Consider the following 19,494-nt stretch of genomic DNA (forward strand, 5'->3'; position numbering starts at 1 on the left):
AGGCAGATTCACTTGCCTTTGCCTAAATCAGCATCAAGCATGGCCGTTGACCGGCTTCCCGCCGGCGTGCTGCAAACCGGCCCAACTTACACAATAGAGAGAGACCCATGAGACTGTTGCCCCCGATCCTGGCGCTTGCCCTGCATGCCGCCGCCGGCTTTGCGCTGGCTGAAAATATTTCCCTGCGTTTGGGCTATGAAGAAGGCCGCAGCGGCTTGCATTTCGCGCCGCAATATGCTGAGCGCGGCGCTTTTGGCCTAAGCCCGGACATGGGGGCAGAGGCGCATGGCGAGAAATGGCGCGTGGTGGCGAAAGACGCCAAGGGCAATATTGTGCATCAGGTGAATGTGCGCAGCGGGCGCGACTGGGTGGCGGAAAGTTTTGATCCGCACAGCGGGCACATCACGCACGCGCAAAAAGTGACGCAGCGCAGCGGCTTGTTTGAAGTGTCGCTGCCTTTCGATGCGCGGGTGGCCTCGGTTGAAGTGCTGCCGCAAGTCAAGGGCAATCAATTGGCTGCAACGCCGCTGCACCGGATGGACAGAAATGCCTTGCAGCAATTATTGAACAAGAGTCTGAGCCGGAAAAATCTGGCGGCTTCCGCCAGCGCCACCACGGTGTATGAGTCCGGCCCGGCGGCCGGCCGCATGGATTATGTTTTTATTGGCGACGGCTACACCGCTGCGGAAATGAGCAAGTGGAGAAGTGACGCGAAAAAAATTATCGATGGCTTTCTGGCTGACCCCTTGTTTGCTGCGAATAAAGGCAAAATCAATGTGCGCCGGGTGGATGTGGTCAGCAATCAATCCGGCGTCGATGAGATCGACAAGGGGATTTACAAAGACACCGCGCTGGATGGCGAATTCGGTTGTTACAACATTGAGCGCCTGCTGTGCGTGAATAACAGCAAGACCATTAACACGGTCGCCTCAGTGCTGGCGCCGGATCAGCGCGATGTGCTGATCGTGGTCTCTAACTCGACCCGTTATGGCGGTTCGGGCGGCCAGGTCGCCACGCTGTCGATGCACGCTTCCTCGATCGAAGTGGCCTTGCATGAAATCGGCCATACCGCGTTCGCTCTGGCGGATGAATATGATTACGGCACATGCAATAGCGCCAGTGAGCCGAGCGAAGGGAATGTCTCGCGCGTCAGCTCGCGCAGTGTGAAATGGGGCAGCCAGATCGCCGCCAATACCGCCGTGCCGACCCAGGCCGGACAGTATGCGAATGGCACGGTGGGGGTGTTCCAGGGCGGCCAATATTGCCGCGCCGGGAAATATCGCCCGACCGAAAATTCACGTATGCGCACCCTGGGCTATCCCTGGCATGCGGTGAATGAATCGCTGGTGGCCAAGGTGTTTGCGAAGTATGCCGGCAGCACACCGCCGGGCGGCACGACCACCAGCAAAACGCAAAGCGGCAGCTTGAGCAATGGCGGGATTGCGTATGCGCCATCGGCGACACCGGGTTATATCCAAAGCGGGGCTGGAACCATCAATCTGAAATTGAGCGGCCCGGCGAATGCCGATTTTGAACTTGCGCTGTACAAGTCCGGCAGCAATGGCTGGCTGAAGGTGGCCAGCAGCACCGGCCCGACTTCCAGCGAAACCATCAGCTATAACGCGGCCGCCGGTTACTACTATATCGAAGTCAAGTCGTATTCCGGCAGCGGGACTTACACCCTGAATTACAGCTATCCAACACCGAAGTAAATGCATTCTTGCGGCGCCGGCTTCGTCCGGCGCCGCCCCGCTCTCCTCTGTCCCGCCCCGCGCACTGGCGCCGGCCAGTCTCTGTCCCAAGCCGCGCCATTCTTCAATCTGAATGCGGAATTCTGCATAGTCATTTTTCTCTTCTCATAGTGAGAAATGGAAAAATTAAAATGAAATATTAACAATATATCTGCATAAATTTGGCCAGTCGCGGACTTTCCCGCCCCATCATCGCCTAACGCCTGGCTAAACAAAATTAAATCCGCCAAAAGCGCAAAGAAAAGTTGATTATTTTCAAAGGCTGAATGCTATTATTTCCTTGCAGTTTTGATAAGCTGCATTGAACCAAAGCCTGTGCTCTGCTTCTTGCATTGCACAAATCTGCATCATGCAGGGCCGGCGCCCCAACGCCGGTCAGGGTGTTTTGCAAAGCCGGGCGCGGATCGGAAAAGCCGGATTGCCACAATAAAAACCAGGCAATCCAATGAGAATAGAGAGAGACACATGAAACTGCTGACACCTGTATTGGCGCTTGCCCTGCAAGCCGCCGCCGGCCTCGCGCTGGCTGACAATATCTCTGTGCGTCTGGGCTATGAGGAGGGGCGTAATGGCCTCAGCTTTGCCGCACAACACGCCGAAACCGGAACCTTTGGTCTGACCCCTGACACGGGCAATGAGGCGCATGGCGAAAAATGGCGCGTGGTGGCGAAAGACGCCAAGGGCAAAATTCTGCATCAGGTAAATGTGCGCAGCGGGCGCGACTGGGTGGCGGAAAGCTTTGATCCGGGAAGCGGACAGATCGCGCATGCGCAGAAAGTGACGCAGCGCAGCGGCTTGTTTGAAGTGTCGCTGCCGTTTGATGCGCGGGTGGCCTCGGTTGAAGTGCTGCCGCAAGTCAAGGGCAATCAGCTGGCCTCAGGCGCGTTGCACAAGATGGACCGCAAAGCCCTGCAACAGTTGCTGAGCAAGAGCCAGAGCAAGAAGAATCTGCTGGCCGGGGTGACGGCGACCACGGTGTATGAATCCGGGCCGGCGGCGACCCGCATGGATTATGTGTTTATCGGCGATGGCTATACCGCTGCGGAAATGAGCAAATGGCAGGCAGACGCCAAGAAAATCATTGATGGCTTCCTGGCTGATCCCTTGTTTGCTGCGAATAAAAACAAGATCAATGTGCGCCGGGTGGATGTGCCCAGCAATCAATCCGGGGTGGATGAAATTGATAAGGGGATTTATAAGGATACCGCGCTGGATGGCGAATTCGGTTGCTACAACATGGAGCGCCTGCTGTGCGTGAATAACACCAAGACGATTAACACGGCTGCCTCGGTGCTGGCGCCGGACCAGCGCGATGTCTTGATTGTGGTTTCCAATTCGACCCGTTATGGCGGTTCCGGCGGCCAGGTCGCCACTTTGTCGATGCATTCTTCCTCAATCGAAGTGGCCTTGCATGAAATCGGCCACACTGCGTTTGCACTGGCCGATGAGTATGACTACGGGACATGCGATGCGTCCAGCGAACCGACGGAAGGGAATGTCTCGCGGGTCGGCACGCGCAGCGTGAAATGGGGCAGCCAGATCGCCGCCGGCACGGCAGTGCCGACCCAAGCCGGACAATATCCGAACGGTACGGTGGGCGCCTTCCAGGGTGCGCAGTATTGCACCGCCGGCAAATACCGTCCGACGGAAAATTCGCGTATGCGCGCCCTGGGTCAGCCCTGGCATGCGGTGAATGAAAGCCTGGTGGCGAAGGTGTTTGCGAAATATTCCGGCGGCACAGATCCGGGCGGCGGCACGACCACCAGCAAAACCCAGAGCGGCAATCTGACTGCCGGCGCCAAAGCCTATGCGCCGAGCGCATCGCCCGGCTATTTCCAGGCTGGGGCCGGGGTGATCAATTTGAAACTGAGCGGGCCGTCCGGTACGGATTTTGATCTGGCGCTGTACAAGTACACCGCCAGCGGCTGGAGCAAGGTGGCCGGCAGCGATGGCCCGACTTCGGCGGAAAGCATCAGCTACACTGCGGCAGCCGGCTATTACTATGCGGAAATCCATTCGTATAGCGGAAGCGGGACTTACACACTGAACTACAGCTACACCAATCCGAAATAAGCCGCACGGCATTTCCAGCACAAGGCCCGCATTGCGGGCCTTGTCATATTCAGCAAACAGCTTTTATGGTTTGTGGCGCGGTTTGATCGAGCCTTCCAGCACATCCGGTTTGTAATACTGCAAAAAACTGCGCCACACCTGGCCGGATTGCACCAGGTTTTGCAAGCCTTCCTGCAAATAGCGCATATCCTGCGCATTCACCATGGTTTTTGAGATATAGATGCCGCTTTCGCCCCAGGGCAATTCCTGCGCCGGGGTGAATTGCAATTTGTCCAATAAGGGGGTGCTGCGGATATCGGTGCTGACCACCGGCACGAAGATGGAAGGCGCCATGACGGTCAAGTCGATCAAGCCGGCCTGCATCAGACGCGCCACATTCACGGTGTCGGATTCCAGCGTCAGACGGCCCTGTTTTTCCATATTTTTGAGGAATTCCTGATACGCCGCGCCATAGTCAAAGCCGCGCACCAAGCCTGCCCGCAGATTCTTTTGCTCCAGAACCGCTTGCAAACTGCCGAGTTTGACATGCGGGCTGATGATGGTGGCGCGCGCCGCCACCAGCGGCACAAACACGCCATATTCGTCGCGCTTGGGCGTCTTGGTGGCGGGAAACAGCAAATCAGCTTTGCCGGATTCAAACAGCGCTTCGGCGCGCGCGCGCGGGGTGGGGGTAAATACCACTTCGCAGTTTTTCAGTGCGCGCAAAATATCAATATACACGCCGCTGATATGCGCACCCTGCACGATCACGGAATAGGAAATCGGCGCCACCGGGGCCTGCAGCGGCTTGCTGCAGGCGGCTTGCGCATGGCTGCATGACAGACTCAACACAAGCGGAAATAAGCCCTGCATTATTTTTTTTCCAGCATGCTGGATGCCCATCTGTTTCTCCCTGTAAAAAGATGGCTTTTTTTGCAGTGTAGCGAGAAGCCGCACAGGTGCACAGTTCTTTTTTGCAGCATGGAAAAAAATGCCGCATCACCCCCGATTGCGCACAAAGATGCGCACGTCGTCCAACGCCAACAGCATTTGTTGTTGAATCGCCGATGCCCGTGTGCTGTCTTCATCGCGGCATGCCTGGCTCATGCCATTGGTCAGGGCATGGATTAAACGCACCCCCAGATTGGCCGAGGTGCCGGTCAACTCATGGTTCAGGGCGCGCAGTCGCGGCCAGTCTGCATGCAAAATCGACTGTCCCATATCATTGAGCAATTTGACGGTGGAGACCAGGTATTGATCAAGGAAGGCGAAAATTGTTTCGATATCATCGCCGCAAATATCCGTCAGCAAGGTCAAATCGACCACGGCGGCGGCTTCTTCGGCGGCCAGATTGCGCGGCGCGCTGACATCCGGCTCCGGCAAATGGCGTTTGACCGCCTGCAACAGCGCCTCCGGCTGGATAGGTTTGGAAACATAATCGTCCATGCCGGCGGCCAGGCAGCGTTCGCGGTCGCCGGCCAGGGCATTCGCAGTCATCGCCACAATCGGGATGCGCGCGCCCGGCGCTTCCTGGCTGCGAATGGCGGCGGTGGCGGCAAAGCCATCCATCACAGGCATTTCACAATCCATCAAAATCAAATCTATCCCGCCCTCGCGCCAGAGTTGCAGGGCCTGCTCGCCATGTTGCGCCAGGCTGACTTCAAAGCCCATTTTGCGCAATAAAATCAGGGCCAGTTTTTGATTGATTTCATTGTCTTCCACCAGCAGCAAATGCGGTGCGCCGGGCTGCTCGGCAGGCGCTGCCGGCGGTGCGCTGTGCGCTTGCAGCGGCGGATGCGAGGAAATGCCAAAGGCCAGCAGGGCCGCTTGCAGCAGGCTGCGCGGCTTGACCGGCAGCGCCAGCGGCGCATGGAAGCTTTCAAAATGCGGCAGACTGGCGGCGGCGCGCAAATCAAATGGCGAGGCCAGCAAGATCTGGCGCAATTGCGGGCGGATGGTGGACAGGGCCAGGGCCAGGGCATTGCCGGCCATGTCGGGTAAGTTCAAGCCGATAATCACCAGCGCAATATCGTCTCTGCCCTGGCTGATTTCGAGTGCGTTCAAGGCCTGTTTGGCATGCAGCACACGGCAGCCTGCGCTGCGCAAAATCGCGCACATCGCCGCGCTTTCCTGCTCATGGTCATGCACTAAGAGCACGCTGGCGTCTTGCAAACGGGCTTGCACTTGTTGGGTTAAGCCGGCCCATAACAGCGGCTGCGCTTCAGCGCTGTCCGGCGCTGCGCTTTGCGGCAGGCAGATTTCCAGCCAAAACATGGCGCCATTGCCGGCTTGGCTTTCGATGCCAAGCCGGGCGCCCATCAATTCGGCCAGCCGCAGACAAATCTGCAAGCCCAGCCCCGGCTGCCGCTCTGCTTCCACCTGCGGCAGGGTCTGGCCCGGCATTTGCAAGATCTGTTGCGCCGCCGCTTCGCTCAAGCCCGGCCCGCTGTCCTGCACGCAAAAACGTATGTTGACCGCGCCCTCCTGCAGCCCAAGCACATAGGCGCTGAGTTGCACAAAGCCGGCCTGGGTGTATTGCAGGGCATTGCTGGCCAGATTCATGATGATTTGGCGGATGCGGCCGGCGTCGCCGCTGACATAGGGCGGCAATTCCGGGTCTATGGCGCAACACAGGGACAAGCCTTTTTCGCTGGCGCGCGGGGCCAGCAAGTCGATCACGCCTTCAATTAAGATCAGGGGGGAAAAACTGTCTTGGTGCAACTTCAATTGGCCGGCTTCGATATTGGAAAAATCCAGGATGCCATCCACCAGTTGCATCAGGGCCTGGCCGGAATCCTGAATCACGCCGGCAAATTCGCGCTGTTGCGCATCCAGCTCTGTGCCGAGCAACATATCGGTCATGCCCAGCACGCCGGTGAGTGGAATGCGGATGTCATGGCTCATGCTGGTCAAAAATGCGGTTTTGGCCAGATTCGCCTGTTGCGCGCGGCTGCGTTGCGCCTGTGCTTCCTGTAATTGCAGCGCGCTGTTTTGGGATTCATGTTGCAGCGCCTGCAATTGGCCCTGCAGCTTATTGATTTCTTCTTGCAAAAGCAGATTGCGCGCCTGTTCCTCGCGCCATTCGCTGCTGGAAGGCAGCTCGCGCGCCTGCTGATAAATCTGGCGCAAGCGCAAACGCCAGCGCCGGTTCAAGACCAAAAAACCGATCAGCAGCACAAAGCTGAGTAAAAATTGCGCAATCACCAGCATCCAGCCGCATTCCGCGCCACACCATACGCCGAGCGACAAGGCCAGCGCAGCTGGAATCAGCAGCAGGCAAAAAGCCAGTATCAGGGCAAGTCGGTCCAGACTGCGTGTGCGTGGCGCTTGGATCATGGGCGGGCTGTGCTTTCAGTTGGGTTCGCATCCTTAAAACTGTGCGGCTTACAGCCCAGCAACTATACCATGCGCTGCTCCTTGTGCAAGTCAGGAAGCGCCAACCAGGCCGGTCACGCGGATGGTTTTGTTTTCCGGAATTTCCGCATGCGAGAGTACGCGCAGCTGCGGCAGCGCACGGCGTAAAAAGCGCGCCAGCAGCATGCGCAAGGGGGCCGGGGCCAGTAAAACCGGGGTCAGACCCATTTGTTCCTGTTGCTGCGCCGCCAATGCCGCCTGTTGCGTAATAGTGTCAGCCAGTCCCGGCTCCAGGCCGACGCCGTCGCCGCCATTTTGCAAAGCCTGCATCAACAGGCGTTCCAAGCGGTTATCCAGGGCCATCACACTCAACTCCTGCCCTTGCGGGAAGAGTTGCTGCACAATCGCGCGGCCCAGGGCAATGCGCACCAGACTGGTCAACTCGCCCGGATCATGCATGCCGGGCGCATATTCGGCCAGGGTTTCAATGATGGTGTGCATATCGCGGATGTGCACCCCTTCGGTGAGCAGGTTTTGCAACACTTTTTGCAAGGTGGTGAGCGGAATCACGCGCGGCACCAGGTCTTCCACCAGTTTGGGCGATTCTTTGGCCAGATGATCAAGCAATTGCTGCACTTCCAGCCGGCCCAGCAAATCGGCGGCGTGGGTGGTGATCAGGTGGTTCATATGGGTCGCCACCACGGTGCCGGCGTCAACCACGGTATAGCCCATGGTTTGCGCCTGTTCACGCAAGGAGGCGTCGATCCAGATCGCCGGCAGGCCAAAGGCCGGATCGCTGGTGACAAGTCCCGGCAAGCTGCCGCTGACCATGCCGGGATTGATCGCCAAAAACTGGCCATTGTGCGCTTCGCCGCCGCCGATCTCCACCCCTTTCAAGGTGATGCGGTAGGCCGAGGGACGCAGCTCCAGATTGTCGCGGATGTGCACCGGCGGCGCCAGAAAGCCGACTTCCTGTGCGAATTTTTTGCGTATACCCTTGATCCGTTTGAGCAATTCGCCGCCCTGGGCGCGATCCACCAGCGGAATCAGACGGTAGCCGACTTCCAGCCCGAGCGTATCGACCGGCTGAATATCCTGCCAGCTGGCTTCTTCCGATTCGATCGGCGCCGGCGGCAATTCCGGTTCCGGCTCGACTGGCTGCGCTTTCGGTTTGCGCATCAAGAACCAGGCCGCCCCGCCCAACATGCCGCCCAGCAGCAAAAACGGCAGATTCGGCATGCCGGGAATCAGGCCCATACTGAATAAAATACCGGCAGTGATCGCCAGCACTTGCGGCTTGGCGAATAATTGCTGCACGACTTGCGAGCCGATATCCTGCTCACTCGCCACCCGCGAGACGATAATACCGGCGGCGGTGGAAATCACCAGCGAGGGAATCTGCGCCACCAGGCCATCGCCAATCGCCAGCAAGGTGTAATTTTTCATGGCTTCAGAAAAGCCCATATCATGCTGCAGCATACCGACCAGCAAACCGCCGATCACATTGATCAGGGTAATCACAATGCCGGCAATCGCATCGCCGCGCACATATTTACTGGCGCCGTCCATGGCCCCGTAAAATTCCGCCTCCTGTCCCACTTCCAGACGGCGGCGGCGCGCTTCCTGTTCGCCGATCAAGCCGGCGTTCAAATCGGCGTCAATCGCCATTTGCTTACCCGGCATCGCATCCAAAGCAAAACGCGCGCCGACTTCCGCGATCCGGCCGGCGCCCTTGGTCACGACGGTGAAGTTGATAATGGTGAGGATGATGAACACCACAACGCCGACGGTGAAATTACCGCCAATCAAAAAATGACCGAAGGATTCAATCACCTTGCCCGCCGCATCAGGGCCGGTATGCCCCTCTGACAGCACGACGCGGGTGGAGGCCACATTCAAGGACAAACGCAACATGGTGCTGATCAGCAAAATCGCCGGAAACGCCATGAAATCCAGCGGTTTGACTGTATATAAGCTGGTGAGCAAAACGATGATCGAAAGCGCAATATTGAAGCTGAACAACATGTCCAAGGCCATTGGCGGCAAGGGCAAGACCATCATCGCCAGCAGCATGATGATCAGTATCGGCGCTGCCGCGCCGCGCGCGCTTGCCGCTTTCTGCAGTGCGCCTTGCAACCAGGGGGGCAGTTTGATTTTATCCATTCTTCACCTCGTTCATGCGGGTGCGGCAGGCGGCTGACCTGTCGCTTGCAGGGGGTCCATCTCTGGCGGCACATCCAACTCACGCGGGGCTTGCGGACGTTCGCCCTCGCCTTTTTGATACATCCGCAGCTGGAACACATAGGCCAGCACTTCGGCCACGGCGGTATATAAAGCCTGGGGAATTTCATCGCCGATGTCGGCGTGTTTGTAGAGCGCGCGCGCAAGCGGCGGCGCTTCCAGAATCGCCACCTTGTTTTCTTGCGCCAATTCGCGGATCTTGGCCGCCACCTCGTCTGCACCCTTGGCCACCACTTGCGGCGCGCGCATTTTGCCATCCACATATTTCAAGGCCACCGCAAAGTGGGTCGGGTTGGTCACCACCACATCCGCGCTGGGCACTGCCGCCATCATGCGGCGGCGCGCCATTTCACGCTGCATAGACCGGATCTTGGCCTTGATTTGCGGATTACCGTCGGATTCCTTCGATTCCTGAATCACTTCCTGGCGCGTCATCTTCAGCTTTTCGGCGTAATGCCAAACTTGATACGGGCCATCAATCACAGCGATCAAACCCAGCGCCCCGGCGACAAATAAAAACGTCATCAAGAGCAAGTCCAGGGTGTGCAGACTGGCTTCGCGCACCGGCTGCAAAGCCAGCGCGAACACCGCGTCTTTTTCAAATGCGATCACGCCCCAGGCCACCGCCCCCACCAGCACGGTTTTCAAAATCGCCTTGATCAATTCGACCATGGCGTTCTTGGAAAACATATTGCCCAGGCCGCGCAAGGGGCTTAAGCGCATAAAGTCCGGTTGCAAGGCTTTGGCGGAAAACAGCCAGCCGCCGATCACCAGCGGCGAAGCGGCGGCGACAATCAATACCGCCAGCGCCAGCGGCGCCATTGCCAGCAGCACCGGAACCAGGTCGGTGGCCAGCCGCATCATCAGGATGTCGGGGTGAAACGCCTGCTCGCGGGTAAACCGCATGCCAGAGGCCAGATTGTGCGACAGCGCGCGCGCCATGCCCGGCCCGGTCGCCCACAGGGTCAAGCCGGCTGTCATCAAAATCGCGAAGGTGCCGATTTCACGCGAACGCGGCACATCGCCTTCTTCACGCGCCTGTTCCAGCCTTCGCTCACTGGCTGGTTCGGTCTTTTCGGCTTCGCTGTCTTCAGCCATGCATCCCCCGCTTTTCCTGGTTTGATGCCTGGATTATCAATTGCCGCATGGCAAAGGCATGCCGCGAACAGATGGTGAAATCCCCTGCTTTTAGCCGGGTTGAGGGATCGGCATCACATACCGGGGCATAGACAGCTGTATTTATTAAGTAAAAAACGATGCGCCGGGTGATATTCACAAAAAGAATGCATTTTGGAAACATATCAAATTCTCATGATATGTCGAGCGCTTGCTCTATTTTTTGTTGACAACTTCCCACAGGAAAATTACGATTCATACACCAGCCCACCCATGCGCGCGCCAGCAGCGCCGCAAACCCGGGCAGTCTGCCGGGGTAGAGAATCGTCACGAAAAATCAGCATTGCAAGAGAGATTTTGCCGGTTTTGCCACGTCTATAGCGCAGGCTATTGACGCCAGAAACGGCGCATCCGACCCGCCCTGCCGCTTTTTCAGCACGCTTTCCAAGCCCGGCAAGCTGCCAGCCAACACGGAGAGTTCATGATGCGTATTGCCCAATTGAGCCGCAGCGCGATGCTGCTTTGTTTGTTAGCCGCAGGCGCCGCCAATGCCACGAATTACACTTTATGGATTAATGGCCGCACCGGCGGCGGCGCAGTCGGTAATTACAACAGCTGGAACTACTGGGGGCCGGGCGCCACTGCCGCCGGGGTAAATAAGAAATCGGTAAACTGGGACGGCTATAACAATATCTCCAGCCAAAGCGGCAAAATCCGTGACGCGCTGGACTGTTTTTGCACCGGCAGCAACTGGTGTTATATCGCCACCCACAGCGCAGGCCAAATGATGCTGGGTTACACCCTGGCGCAATATGGCGCCAGCGCACGCTATAAGAAAAACGCCACGCCGAATAGCGCCGGCCAATGCGGCAACAGCGATGGCGGCACGCAAACCGGTTGGAATATCAAATGGGTGCGCGCCGCCGGCAGCGCGGCGGGCGGCTCTGAATTGGCTGATTATGGTTCCTGGGCGCTGAGCGAACCGCTGGTGAAAGATCTGAAAACCACCACCGCGCGCGCCATGTATGACCACAACAATACGCAAAACGTCTGGTTCTATATGTATGCCGGCGCCAAGGGCACCCTGTATTCCGGTTTGCTGCCGGGGCAGGATGATGAGGCGGTGTCCTACCACTCTTCCGGCGGCATCGCCGGCAGCTCGGGCCGCTCGCTGGGCAATCCGTCTGACTGGTTCTCGAATGATTTGACGCTGGGCACTGCCAGCAATGAAGGCGGCTCGACCAAGTGGAACCGGCACAGCGTGTCTTTCCGCGATGATGGCGAAAATCATAATCACTACGCCAGCGGCAACTGGGGTGGGATTATTTCTGTGATGCGCAATGACGTGGCGAATCTGGCTAAATAAACTGGCCTGACGCCGCAGTTTGCAAAAAGGGAGGCGCAGCCTCCCTTCAAGCGCTACGCTCAGGGGGCCGCCACGCTTCCAGGCCCGCTAACCGCTAACGTCGAGGACGGCACACATTTCTGTCCGCGCACAACTCTTCATTTTTCCGTCCATCCAGGCGTACTTCACAAAAAACTGTTTAATAATTCTACGGCAACATTCTCCTCAAGTAAGTCGAAGCCATGGCGAGGTAAATCATCCCTTCAGAAACATCAATCCGGCGCTCGTAGTCACGCGCCAGACGGCGATAGCGCATCAGCCACGCGATGGAGCGCTCAACGCCCCTGCGGCGAGCTTGTAATCAAAGCCGACTTGCTCCTTCAATACAGGCGGCGATTGGCATCTACGTCAATATGCCGTTCTCGACCATTGATCTTCTTGTCTGCGTCATACCCTGTTCACTTGCGCCCGGCGCTTTCACCGATTGGCTATCAACAATCCCCGCGCTGGGCAAAGGCTCGCGTTGCGCGCGCATGCGATCAATCATCAGCGCCAAATCATGAATTGTGTGAGAAAGGAAGCTGCGCAGAAAGCGTCTGAACGTCAGCATTTCCATGCCTTGCCGGCTGTCTTGCAGATGATTGTGTGGCGACATACCGATCCGGGTTTGTCGCCACACAATCTGAGCCCGGTGCGGCGGCTGGGCGGCTGCGCTTCAAAGCCGCCTTGGCGCACTCACCATCCATAGTAATAGAAGTGGAAACCGTAATACCAGATAAAGAAAAACACCAGGGCGAAGGTGTACAGCGCAGTCATGAAGCCGGCATCAACCCAGATCGCTTTTTCACGCAAGACCATGGTGGCGCGGATGCGATCGGTTGGGCCGCGCATGAAGAGGATGAATAAAATCACGATGATCATCAAATGGCCCAGGGCGTCAATCGGGCCGAATTTCAAAATCGCCAGGATAAACACCGCCTGCAAACCCGCCGCCACCTTGCGCGCCAGCACCGAGGCGGAAGAAATCATCACAAAGGAAATCGCAAATTCAATAAAACCGGCCAGCAGCATGTAGTTGTACGGGGTCATGCCCATCAACATACCGGGATTGTCTTGCAACATCGGGTAAGTCCAGTGCGGATAGCCGAATTTCTCAATCGAGGCCCACATCAGGGTGATGCCGGCGCCCTTGTACAAAATCACGAAGCCGGTTTTTTTCCAGCGCCAGCGGGTCACGGAACAGACCATGAAAAAATACGCCATGCCGATGAAGATCATATAGTCGGTCATGTGAAAAATGCCATATTGCGCCACCCCGCCGATATACAGGCCGGCAATGCCAAAGCCGACCAGCACCACGGTGCGGTCAAAAAAGGCGCAAATCCCGATCGCCAGCTGGAGCCAGGGGATCAGTTGTGAGTGCGTCACCAGATCGGGGGTCAGGAATACCGGGATCTTGATGAAAATCCCATGCGCCCACAACAAAATAAAGAAAATACCGATTGCCAGACGCATGATATCGATCGATTCGGCGTCGCGGATTTTGATTTTTTCCTGAAACTTGGCCAGATAGCCTTTGCGCAAGGCATAGCGGTCAACCATGAAAAATCCGAAGATAAACACGATGGAGCCGCCAAAAAACCACATAAAGGTTTCGGTCAGCACTTCGCCGATCGGCAGCGGCGGCTTGGCGATGTCGTAGGGGGCAAACCATTTCACATGCGCTTGCGCAGTCAGGGAATGCAAGAGCAGCAGCAATGCCGCCAACACCCGCAGCGGGCGCCATAGGCTGTGATCTTGTTGCTCCGGTCTGCTGTGCATGCTCAGTCTCCCTTTCTGTCCGTCTTTGATAGTCCGCCGTGGCGGGATTGCGGTATTGCTTGCGCTGCTGGATTGCGGCGCCGGAACAACGGCGCCTGATTGACGTGCTTGAAGCTGACGACGCGCTGTTGCACGCCGGCAAAACCCGCGATTGTGACAATTAATCTTGCTATTTTCAATAACTTGCAAATTTGAAACCAAGCCGCAAGTCACGCACTGCGTTGCAGAACAGCTGGAAAACTGTCCGTAGCTTAACTGAGCTGCTGCACAAGAGCAAGACAGAGCAGCTGCTTTGCCGGCGCGAAAGCGCTAAGCGCGCACGTCACGCGGTTTGGCGCAAAAAGCCAAAGGCCCGGCAAAAGCGGTTTAGAATGACTCTTCCCTGCCTGGAGGATGTATGGAACAGATCGCCTATCGCACCTGCCCCTTTTGCGAAGCCTGTTGCGGCTTGCAAATCAGCCATGACGGCGCACAAGTGCTGCGCATTCGCGGCAATCAGGATGATGTGTTCAGCCAGGGTTATCTGTGTCCCAAGGGTTTGGCCTTGAAAGATCTGCACGAAGATCCGGATCGCCTGCGCACGCCGATGCGGCGTCAAGGCGACGGGTTTGTCCCGATCAGCTGGGAAGAGGCATGGTTGGAAATTGAGCGCCGTCTGCCGCAGCAAGTGGCGCAATATGGCGCGCACAGCGTGGCGCTGGCGGTCGGCAACCCGACAGTGCACAAAGCCGGGGCTTTGCTGTATTTCCCGCGCTTAGCGCATGCCCTGGGCAGCCGCAATATTTTCTCTGCTTCCACGCTCGACCAGATGCCGCGCCAATTGGCCAGCGCTCTGATGTACGGCTCCTGGTTTTCGGTTCCGGTGCCGGATATCGTGCGTTGCAATTTGCTGGTGATCATGGGCGGCAATCCTGCGGTGTCGAACGGCAGCATGTGGACTGTGCCGGACTTTCGCAGCAAGGCGCGCGCCTTGCGCGCACGCGGCGGCCGCATGGTCACGATTGATCCGCGCAAAACAGAAACTGCGGAATTATCCGACCAGCATCTGGCGATCCGTCCCGGCAGCGATGTGTATTTTTTGCTGGCGCTGGGCGAACATCTTTACAGCGCACAGCTGACCCGCTCCAGCGCGGCGCTTGCGCATACCCGGGGGCTGGAGCAATTGCCGGCCCTGTTTGCGCCCTGGCCGGCGGAACGCGTGGCGGCGCGTTGCGGCATTCCCGCCGCCGATATCCGCGCCTTAGCGCAAGCGCTGGCGCAAACCGATGGGGCCGCGCTGTATGGCCGGATCGGCGTTTGCACCCAGGCTTTCGGCGCCGTGAACGCGTGGCTGATCGACATTATCAATCTGCTGTGCGGCAATCTGGATGTGGCCGGCGGCATGATGTTTCCCAAAGCGGCGGCGTTTGCCCCGAATACCGAGGGCAAACCCGGCTTTGGCCCGGCGCAAAAGACCGGCCGCCGCCACGCGCGCGTGAGCGGCGCGCCGGAAGTGATGGGCGAATTGCCGATTTCCTGCCTGGCGCAAGAGATTGAAACCCCGGGTGCGGAACAGGTGCGCGCCTTGATCACTTTCGCCAGCAATCCGGTGCTGTCGGCGCCGAACGGGGCGCGGCTGGCGGCGGCGCTGGAGCAGCTTGATTTCATGCTCTCCATCGACATTTATATCAATGAAACCACGCGCCATGCGGATTTGATCCTGCCGGGCCGCTCGCCGCTGGAAGACAGTCATTTTGATATCGCTTTTCCGCAATTCGCCTGGCGCAACTTTGCGCGCTATTCAGAGCCGGTTTTCGCCAGCGAACAAACGCCGGAATGGCAGATTTTGCTGCAACTGGCGGCGATTTTCTCAGGCCAGGGCCATTTGCCCACTGAATTGCTGTTGCATTGGGATGAGCAGATTTTGCGCAGCCAGCTCAGCAAGCGCGCCGGCCCCATGGCCGATGCCTTGCTGGCGGCCAGCGCTGACTTGAGCGGGCCTGAGCGTTTATTTGAGCTGGCTTTGCGCAGCGGCCCGTATGGCGACGGCTTTGGCAAAAAACCGGGCGGCTTGAACCTGGCGCAGTTGCGCGCGGCGCGCAATGGGGTGGATTTGGGCGAGTTGCAAGCCCGGCTGCCTGAGTTGTTGCGCATGCCGGACGGGCTGCTGGATGCGGCGCCGGCGCAATTTGTGGCGGATCTGGCGCGCGCCGCCGCCGCATTTGAAGACAGTCAGGCAATGTTGCAACTGGTGGGCCGGCGCGATGTGCGCTCCGGCAACAGCTGGATGCATAATTTGCCGGTGCTGGCCAAAGGCCCAGAGCGCTGTCTGGCGCTGACCCATCCGGCGGATGCGGCGCAAGCCGGGGTGGCGGATGGCGCGCTGGCCTGGCTGGAAAACCCCCATGGCAGGCTGCAGGTGCGCATCGCCTATGATGCCGGCATGCGTCCCGGCGTGATCAGCCTGCCCCATGGCTGGGGACATGATCTGGCCGGCGTGCAACTCGGCTTGGCCAGCGCCAAACCGGGGGTGAATCTGAATCAGCTGATGGATGACGCGGCGCGTGATCCCCTGTCTGGAACCTCGGTCTTGTCAGGAGTGGCGGTGCGTTTGCGCGCCATGGCGGACTGAGCGCAGCAGCGGCTCAGTCCCACACATGCGGCCCCAGCACATCAATTCTATCGGTGCAAAACGCATCCACGCCCAGCATGCGCAGATGCGCCGCCAGCTCCAGAGTATTCACGGTATAGCAAAACAAAGCCCAGCCGGCCGCATGCGCCTCTTGCGCCAGCGCGGCGCTGGCCTGGCTGTAGTGGGTGTGCAAGGCGATCGCGCCATGCGCCTGCATCCGGGCGCGCCAGTCTGCGGGCACGCGCTCAAACAACAAGCCGCGCGCCACATCCGGCGCGGCGCTGGCGGCGGCCTGCATCGCCTCCATGGAAAAGGATGACAGCAGAGGCGGCGGTAAATCCGGGTGCGCTGCGCAAAAATCGCGCACCATGGCGGCGACAATCTGGCCGGTGCGCGTCTCATGTCCGGGCGCCGGCTTGATTTCGACATTCATGAAAATCTGTTCCTGGCGGCAAAATTCCAGCACTTCGGCAAACAGCGGCGCGCGCGCGCCGGCGAATTCCGGGCCAAACCAGGAACCGGCGTCCATCTGCACTAAATCCGCCGCCAGCGTATCCGCCACCGCGCCGTTGCCGGCGATTGTGCGGCCAAATTCCGGGTCATGCATCAGCAGCGGCACGCCATCGCGGCTGAGCATGACATCAAACTCGACCGCGCGAAAGCCATAGCGCAAACCGGCGCGCAAGCCGGCCATGGTGTTTTCCGGGGCCAATTTGCCGCCGCCGCGATGCGCCAGAATTTTCGGATATCGCCACATACTTTCTCCTTGCTGTTCGACAAATGATAGCGCTTTCGCTACACTCCCTGCACCCTGCAACCCCTTGGACACACAAGCATGACGACTTCCCCCACAGGCGCCAATGCCGGCGCACTCAAGCATATCCGCGTACTGGACTTAAGCCGGGTCTTGGCCGGCCCCTGGTGCGCGCAAAATCTGGCCGATCTGGGCGCGGATGTGATCAAAATCGAGCGCCCCGGCGCCGGCGATGATACGCGCGCCTGGGGCCCGCCCTGGGCCAAAAACGCGCAGGGCGAAAACACCAGTGAAGCCGCTTACTATCTGACCGCAAATCGCGGCAAGCGTTCGCTGACTGTCGATATGGCCCATCCGGAAGGGCAAGCCCTGCTGCGTGAACTGGTGAAACATTGTGATGTGGTGCTGGAGAATTTCAAAGTCGGGCAACTCAAGCGCTATGGTCTGGATTATGACAGCTTGAAAGCCATCAAACCGGACATTGTGTATTGCTCGGTGACAGGTTTTGGCCAGGATGGGCCGTATGCCGCGCGTCCCGGTTATGATTTTTTGATTCAAGGCATGGGCGGCTTGATGTCAATCACCGGACAGCGCGACGATTTGCCCGGCGGCGGGCCGCAGAAAGTCGGCGTGGCGCTGGTTGATTTGATGACCGGCATGTATTCCACAGTGGCGATTTTAGCCGCCCTCACCCACCGCGATAAAACCGGCGAGGGACAATACATTGATATGGCGCTGCTGGATGTGCAGGTGGCGATGCTGGCCAATGTCGGCTCGAATTATTTATGCAGCGGCAAAGCCCCGCAACGCTGGGGCAATGACCATGCCAATATCGTGCCTTATCAAACCTTCCGCTGCGCCGATGGCTATATCATCGTGACCGCCGGCAATGACGGTCAATTCCGTAAATTCTGTGAAGTGGGGGGCAGACCTGAATTGGCGGACGATGCGCGCTTCGCCAGCAACCCGCTGCGGGTGCAAAACCGCAGCACCCTGGTTCCCATGCTGGAAGAAATGGCGCTTAGCAAAAGCAAGGCGGAATGGATTGCGCAACTCGAAGCCGCCAGCGTGCCCTGCGGCCCGATTAATAATGTGCAGGAAGTGTTTGACAACGAGCAGGTGCAAGCGCGCGGCATGGCGATTGATGTGCCGCACCCGACCGCCGGCAGCGTCAAGCTGGTGCGCAATCCGATGCGCTTATCCGCCACCCCATGCGACTTCAGCAAGGCGCCGCCGCTGCTGGGCCAGCATACCGGGGACGTATTACAGGAATTGCTGGGGCTGGATGAGGAAAAAATTGCGCAACTCAAAGCGCAACAAGTGATTTAAACAATTTGCCGGCGCCAGCTGATTGGGATGATTGGCGCCGGCTGTCAGTTTTGTGCTGACAAAACCAATAAAAATGCCGCCAGTCTTTTGTCCCGCCATAGGCAAACCATGCCCCCGCGATGGCGCTCATTGCCAATACCATATCAGCCAATTGATCCAGGCGAGCAGCAGCATGGCGGCGGCGATCTGTTTTTCACGCCGTTGCCGGCTGCGCCAGTAAAGCAGCGCCGTCAGCACCGTCAAGACCAGACACAGCAGCACGGAAAAAATCAGCAAATTGCCATCCGCCCCGCCTTGCGCGGCCAGCGGATTGCCGGGGTCGATTTGCTGCGCCCACTCATAGGGCCGGCGCGGCAACAGCCAGAGCAGAATAAGGCCGGCAAGCCAGAACAGGCGGGCAATATGGGTGAAGATTTTCATGCCGCTATTTCATCAAATTCTGAAAACGCGGCCAGAACTTAACGATAAAGTCGCCATAACTGGTGTTTTTCTTGATCTGCTCCAGACTCAAGCCACGGCCACGGTTATAGCGCGCGCCGACCACACGTATTGCCTCCTCCTCCAGCGCAGGCGGATTTTTTTGCAAGCCATCCAAATCCAGCAATTGCCGCAAATGCAGCGCCACCACATGGATGTTATAAAAATCCTTTTGCAAACATTCAGCCAAATTGCTTTGCTCCTGCGCTGACATCTTGCTGGCGTCCAAGCCCAGGGTTTCGGCTGCGGTGCGGATTTGAATGCTGACCGCACCAAAAGATGTTTTTTCGGGGCGGTTGGTAATGGTCAGATTGCGATCCACCCAGTCCGGCCCGCTCCAATCGAAGCTGCGCACTTCAAACGCCACGCGGTCAATAAAATTCGGATCGCCGCCCACTTCTATCCAACACACCCCGGCGAGCAATTCGGGAGGCATATTGTATTGTGTGGCTTCCATCTTGATCTTAAGTTTATTGTTTTGCACCCAGGCGTCTTTGAATTTCTGAATGTATTCGCGTCCGCCGTGAAAACGCTCAGGCCAGACTTTCCAGGCGAATAAATCATACAAGCCCCAGGAAGGCGAGTTGTTTTCCCCGTCGCATGTCGCACCATTTGTCATTCCGGCCTCCCCGCTCAACAAGTC

General features: G+C 58.2%; 14 protein-coding genes and 1 pseudogene. 5 read left to right on the forward strand and 10 right to left on the reverse strand.

Annotated features, from left to right (window positions below):
- Positions 1-107 precede the first annotated feature (107 nt).
- Together V8J88_RS12410 and V8J88_RS12415 are read left to right on the forward strand one after the other, a co-directional pair.
- Positions 108-1,712, forward strand: a complete 1,605-nt coding sequence (locus V8J88_RS12410) for a M64 family metallopeptidase (RefSeq protein ID WP_338844445.1) — start codon at positions 108-110, stop codon at positions 1,710-1,712.
- 504 nt (positions 1,713-2,216) lie between these two features.
- A complete protein-coding gene (locus tag V8J88_RS12415) occupies positions 2,217-3,824 on the forward strand; it encodes a M64 family metallopeptidase (RefSeq protein ID WP_338844446.1) in 1,608 nt (535 codons plus the stop codon).
- Positions 3,825-3,887: 63 nt separating this feature from the next.
- Here V8J88_RS12415 and V8J88_RS12420 read toward each other — a convergent pair whose 3' ends face one another.
- The 4 genes from V8J88_RS12420 to flhB all read right to left on the reverse strand — a co-directional run bounded on the left by V8J88_RS12420 (position 3,888) and on the right by flhB (position 10,496).
- Positions 3,888-4,676: a hypothetical protein gene (locus V8J88_RS12420; protein ID WP_338844447.1), complete on the reverse strand. Its 789-nt coding sequence runs from the start codon at positions 4,674-4,676 to the stop codon at positions 3,888-3,890.
- A 126-nt stretch (positions 4,677-4,802) separates the two neighbouring features.
- Positions 4,803-7,139, reverse strand: coding sequence for a response regulator (locus V8J88_RS12425; RefSeq protein ID WP_338844448.1), 2,337 nt, complete (start codon positions 7,137-7,139; stop codon positions 4,803-4,805).
- A 90-nt stretch (positions 7,140-7,229) separates the two neighbouring features.
- Positions 7,230-9,320: a flagellar biosynthesis protein FlhA gene (gene flhA / locus V8J88_RS12430; RefSeq protein ID WP_338844449.1), complete on the reverse strand. Its 2,091-nt coding sequence runs from the start codon at positions 9,318-9,320 to the stop codon at positions 7,230-7,232.
- Positions 9,321-9,332: 12 nt separating this feature from the next.
- Positions 9,333-10,496, reverse strand: coding sequence for a flagellar biosynthesis protein FlhB (gene flhB, locus V8J88_RS12435; RefSeq protein ID WP_338844450.1), 1,164 nt, complete (start codon positions 10,494-10,496; stop codon positions 9,333-9,335).
- Positions 10,497-10,995: 499 nt separating this feature from the next.
- Between flhB and V8J88_RS12440 the strand changes: the two genes are divergently transcribed.
- On the forward strand, positions 10,996-11,880 hold the full coding sequence (locus V8J88_RS12440) for a hypothetical protein (RefSeq protein ID WP_338844451.1): 885 nt from the start codon (positions 10,996-10,998) through the stop codon (positions 11,878-11,880).
- 187 nt (positions 11,881-12,067) lie between these two features.
- Here V8J88_RS12440 and V8J88_RS12445 read toward each other — a convergent pair.
- The 3 genes and pseudogenes from V8J88_RS12445 to V8J88_RS12455 all read right to left on the reverse strand — a co-directional run.
- Positions 12,068-12,211: pseudogene (locus V8J88_RS12445) on the reverse strand (transposase); the annotation flags it as partial.
- 51 nt (positions 12,212-12,262) lie between these two features.
- Positions 12,263-12,475, reverse strand: coding sequence for a hypothetical protein (locus V8J88_RS12450; RefSeq protein ID WP_338844452.1), 213 nt, complete (start codon positions 12,473-12,475; stop codon positions 12,263-12,265).
- A gap of 119 nt (positions 12,476-12,594) precedes the next feature.
- The gene (locus tag V8J88_RS12455) at positions 12,595-13,680 is read right to left on the reverse strand and encodes a hypothetical protein (protein WP_338844453.1); all 1,086 of its coding nucleotides are present in this window, start codon (positions 13,678-13,680) and stop codon (positions 12,595-12,597) included.
- A 397-nt stretch (positions 13,681-14,077) separates the two neighbouring features.
- Here V8J88_RS12455 and V8J88_RS12460 point away from each other — a divergent pair, with 397 nt between their 5' ends.
- Positions 14,078-16,291, forward strand: coding sequence for a molybdopterin-dependent oxidoreductase (locus V8J88_RS12460; RefSeq protein ID WP_338844454.1), 2,214 nt, complete (start codon positions 14,078-14,080; stop codon positions 16,289-16,291).
- 13 nt (positions 16,292-16,304) lie between these two features.
- On the opposite strand, the gene ugpQ is transcribed toward V8J88_RS12460, so the two are convergent.
- On the reverse strand, positions 16,305-17,048 hold the full coding sequence (gene ugpQ, locus V8J88_RS12465; RefSeq protein ID WP_338844455.1) for a glycerophosphodiester phosphodiesterase: 744 nt from the start codon (positions 17,046-17,048) through the stop codon (positions 16,305-16,307).
- Between the two features lie 78 nt (positions 17,049-17,126).
- Here ugpQ and V8J88_RS12470 point away from each other — a divergent pair, with 78 nt between their 5' ends.
- Positions 17,127-18,374 carry a CaiB/BaiF CoA-transferase family protein gene (locus V8J88_RS12470; RefSeq protein ID WP_338844456.1) on the forward strand — a complete coding sequence of 416 codons (1,248 nt, stop codon included), beginning with the start codon at positions 17,127-17,129 and terminating at the stop codon, positions 18,372-18,374.
- A 126-nt stretch (positions 18,375-18,500) separates the two neighbouring features.
- Here V8J88_RS12470 and V8J88_RS12475 read toward each other — a convergent pair whose 3' ends face one another.
- Together V8J88_RS12475 and V8J88_RS12480 are read right to left on the reverse strand one after the other, a co-directional pair.
- On the reverse strand, positions 18,501-18,794 hold the full coding sequence (locus V8J88_RS12475) for a hypothetical protein (protein ID WP_338844457.1): 294 nt from the start codon (positions 18,792-18,794) through the stop codon (positions 18,501-18,503).
- 4 nt (positions 18,795-18,798) lie between these two features.
- Positions 18,799-19,470, reverse strand: coding sequence for a hypothetical protein (locus V8J88_RS12480; protein ID WP_338844458.1), 672 nt, complete (start codon positions 19,468-19,470; stop codon positions 18,799-18,801).
- Between the last annotated feature and the right edge of the window lie 24 nt (positions 19,471-19,494).

The sequence above is a fragment of the Massilia sp. W12 genome (assembly GCF_037300705.1).
Taxonomy (GTDB): domain Bacteria; phylum Pseudomonadota; class Gammaproteobacteria; order Burkholderiales; family Burkholderiaceae_D; genus JACPVY01.

Bases quoted from the DNA above. Each gene is read 5' to 3' on its own strand.
- V8J88_RS12415 (WP_338844446.1), top strand. From the start codon at position 2,217: ATGAAACTGCTGACACCTGTATTGGCGCTTGCCCTGCAAGCCGCCGCC.
- flhA (WP_338844449.1), bottom strand. From the start codon at position 9,320: ATGGATAAAATCAAACTGCCCCCCTGGTTGCAAGGCGCACTGCAGAAA.
- V8J88_RS12440 (WP_338844451.1), top strand. From the start codon at position 10,996: ATGATGCGTATTGCCCAATTGAGCCGCAGCGCGATGCTGCTTTGTTTG.
- flhB (WP_338844450.1), bottom strand. From the start codon at position 10,496: ATGGCTGAAGACAGCGAAGCCGAAAAGACCGAACCAGCCAGTGAGCGA.
- V8J88_RS12470 (WP_338844456.1), top strand. From the start codon at position 17,127: ATGACGACTTCCCCCACAGGCGCCAATGCCGGCGCACTCAAGCATATC.
- V8J88_RS12420 (WP_338844447.1), bottom strand. From the start codon at position 4,676: ATGCAGGGCTTATTTCCGCTTGTGTTGAGTCTGTCATGCAGCCATGCG.
- V8J88_RS12460 (WP_338844454.1), top strand. From the start codon at position 14,078: ATGGAACAGATCGCCTATCGCACCTGCCCCTTTTGCGAAGCCTGTTGC.
- V8J88_RS12480 (WP_338844458.1), bottom strand. From the start codon at position 19,470: ATGACAAATGGTGCGACATGCGACGGGGAAAACAACTCGCCTTCCTGG.
- V8J88_RS12425 (WP_338844448.1), bottom strand. From the start codon at position 7,139: ATGATCCAAGCGCCACGCACACGCAGTCTGGACCGACTTGCCCTGATA.
- V8J88_RS12455 (WP_338844453.1), bottom strand. From the start codon at position 13,680: ATGCACAGCAGACCGGAGCAACAAGATCACAGCCTATGGCGCCCGCTG.
- V8J88_RS12475 (WP_338844457.1), bottom strand. From the start codon at position 18,794: ATGAAAATCTTCACCCATATTGCCCGCCTGTTCTGGCTTGCCGGCCTT.
- V8J88_RS12410 (WP_338844445.1), top strand. From the start codon at position 108: ATGAGACTGTTGCCCCCGATCCTGGCGCTTGCCCTGCATGCCGCCGCC.
- ugpQ (WP_338844455.1), bottom strand. From the start codon at position 17,048: ATGTGGCGATATCCGAAAATTCTGGCGCATCGCGGCGGCGGCAAATTG.
- V8J88_RS12450 (WP_338844452.1), bottom strand. From the start codon at position 12,475: ATGGAAATGCTGACGTTCAGACGCTTTCTGCGCAGCTTCCTTTCTCAC.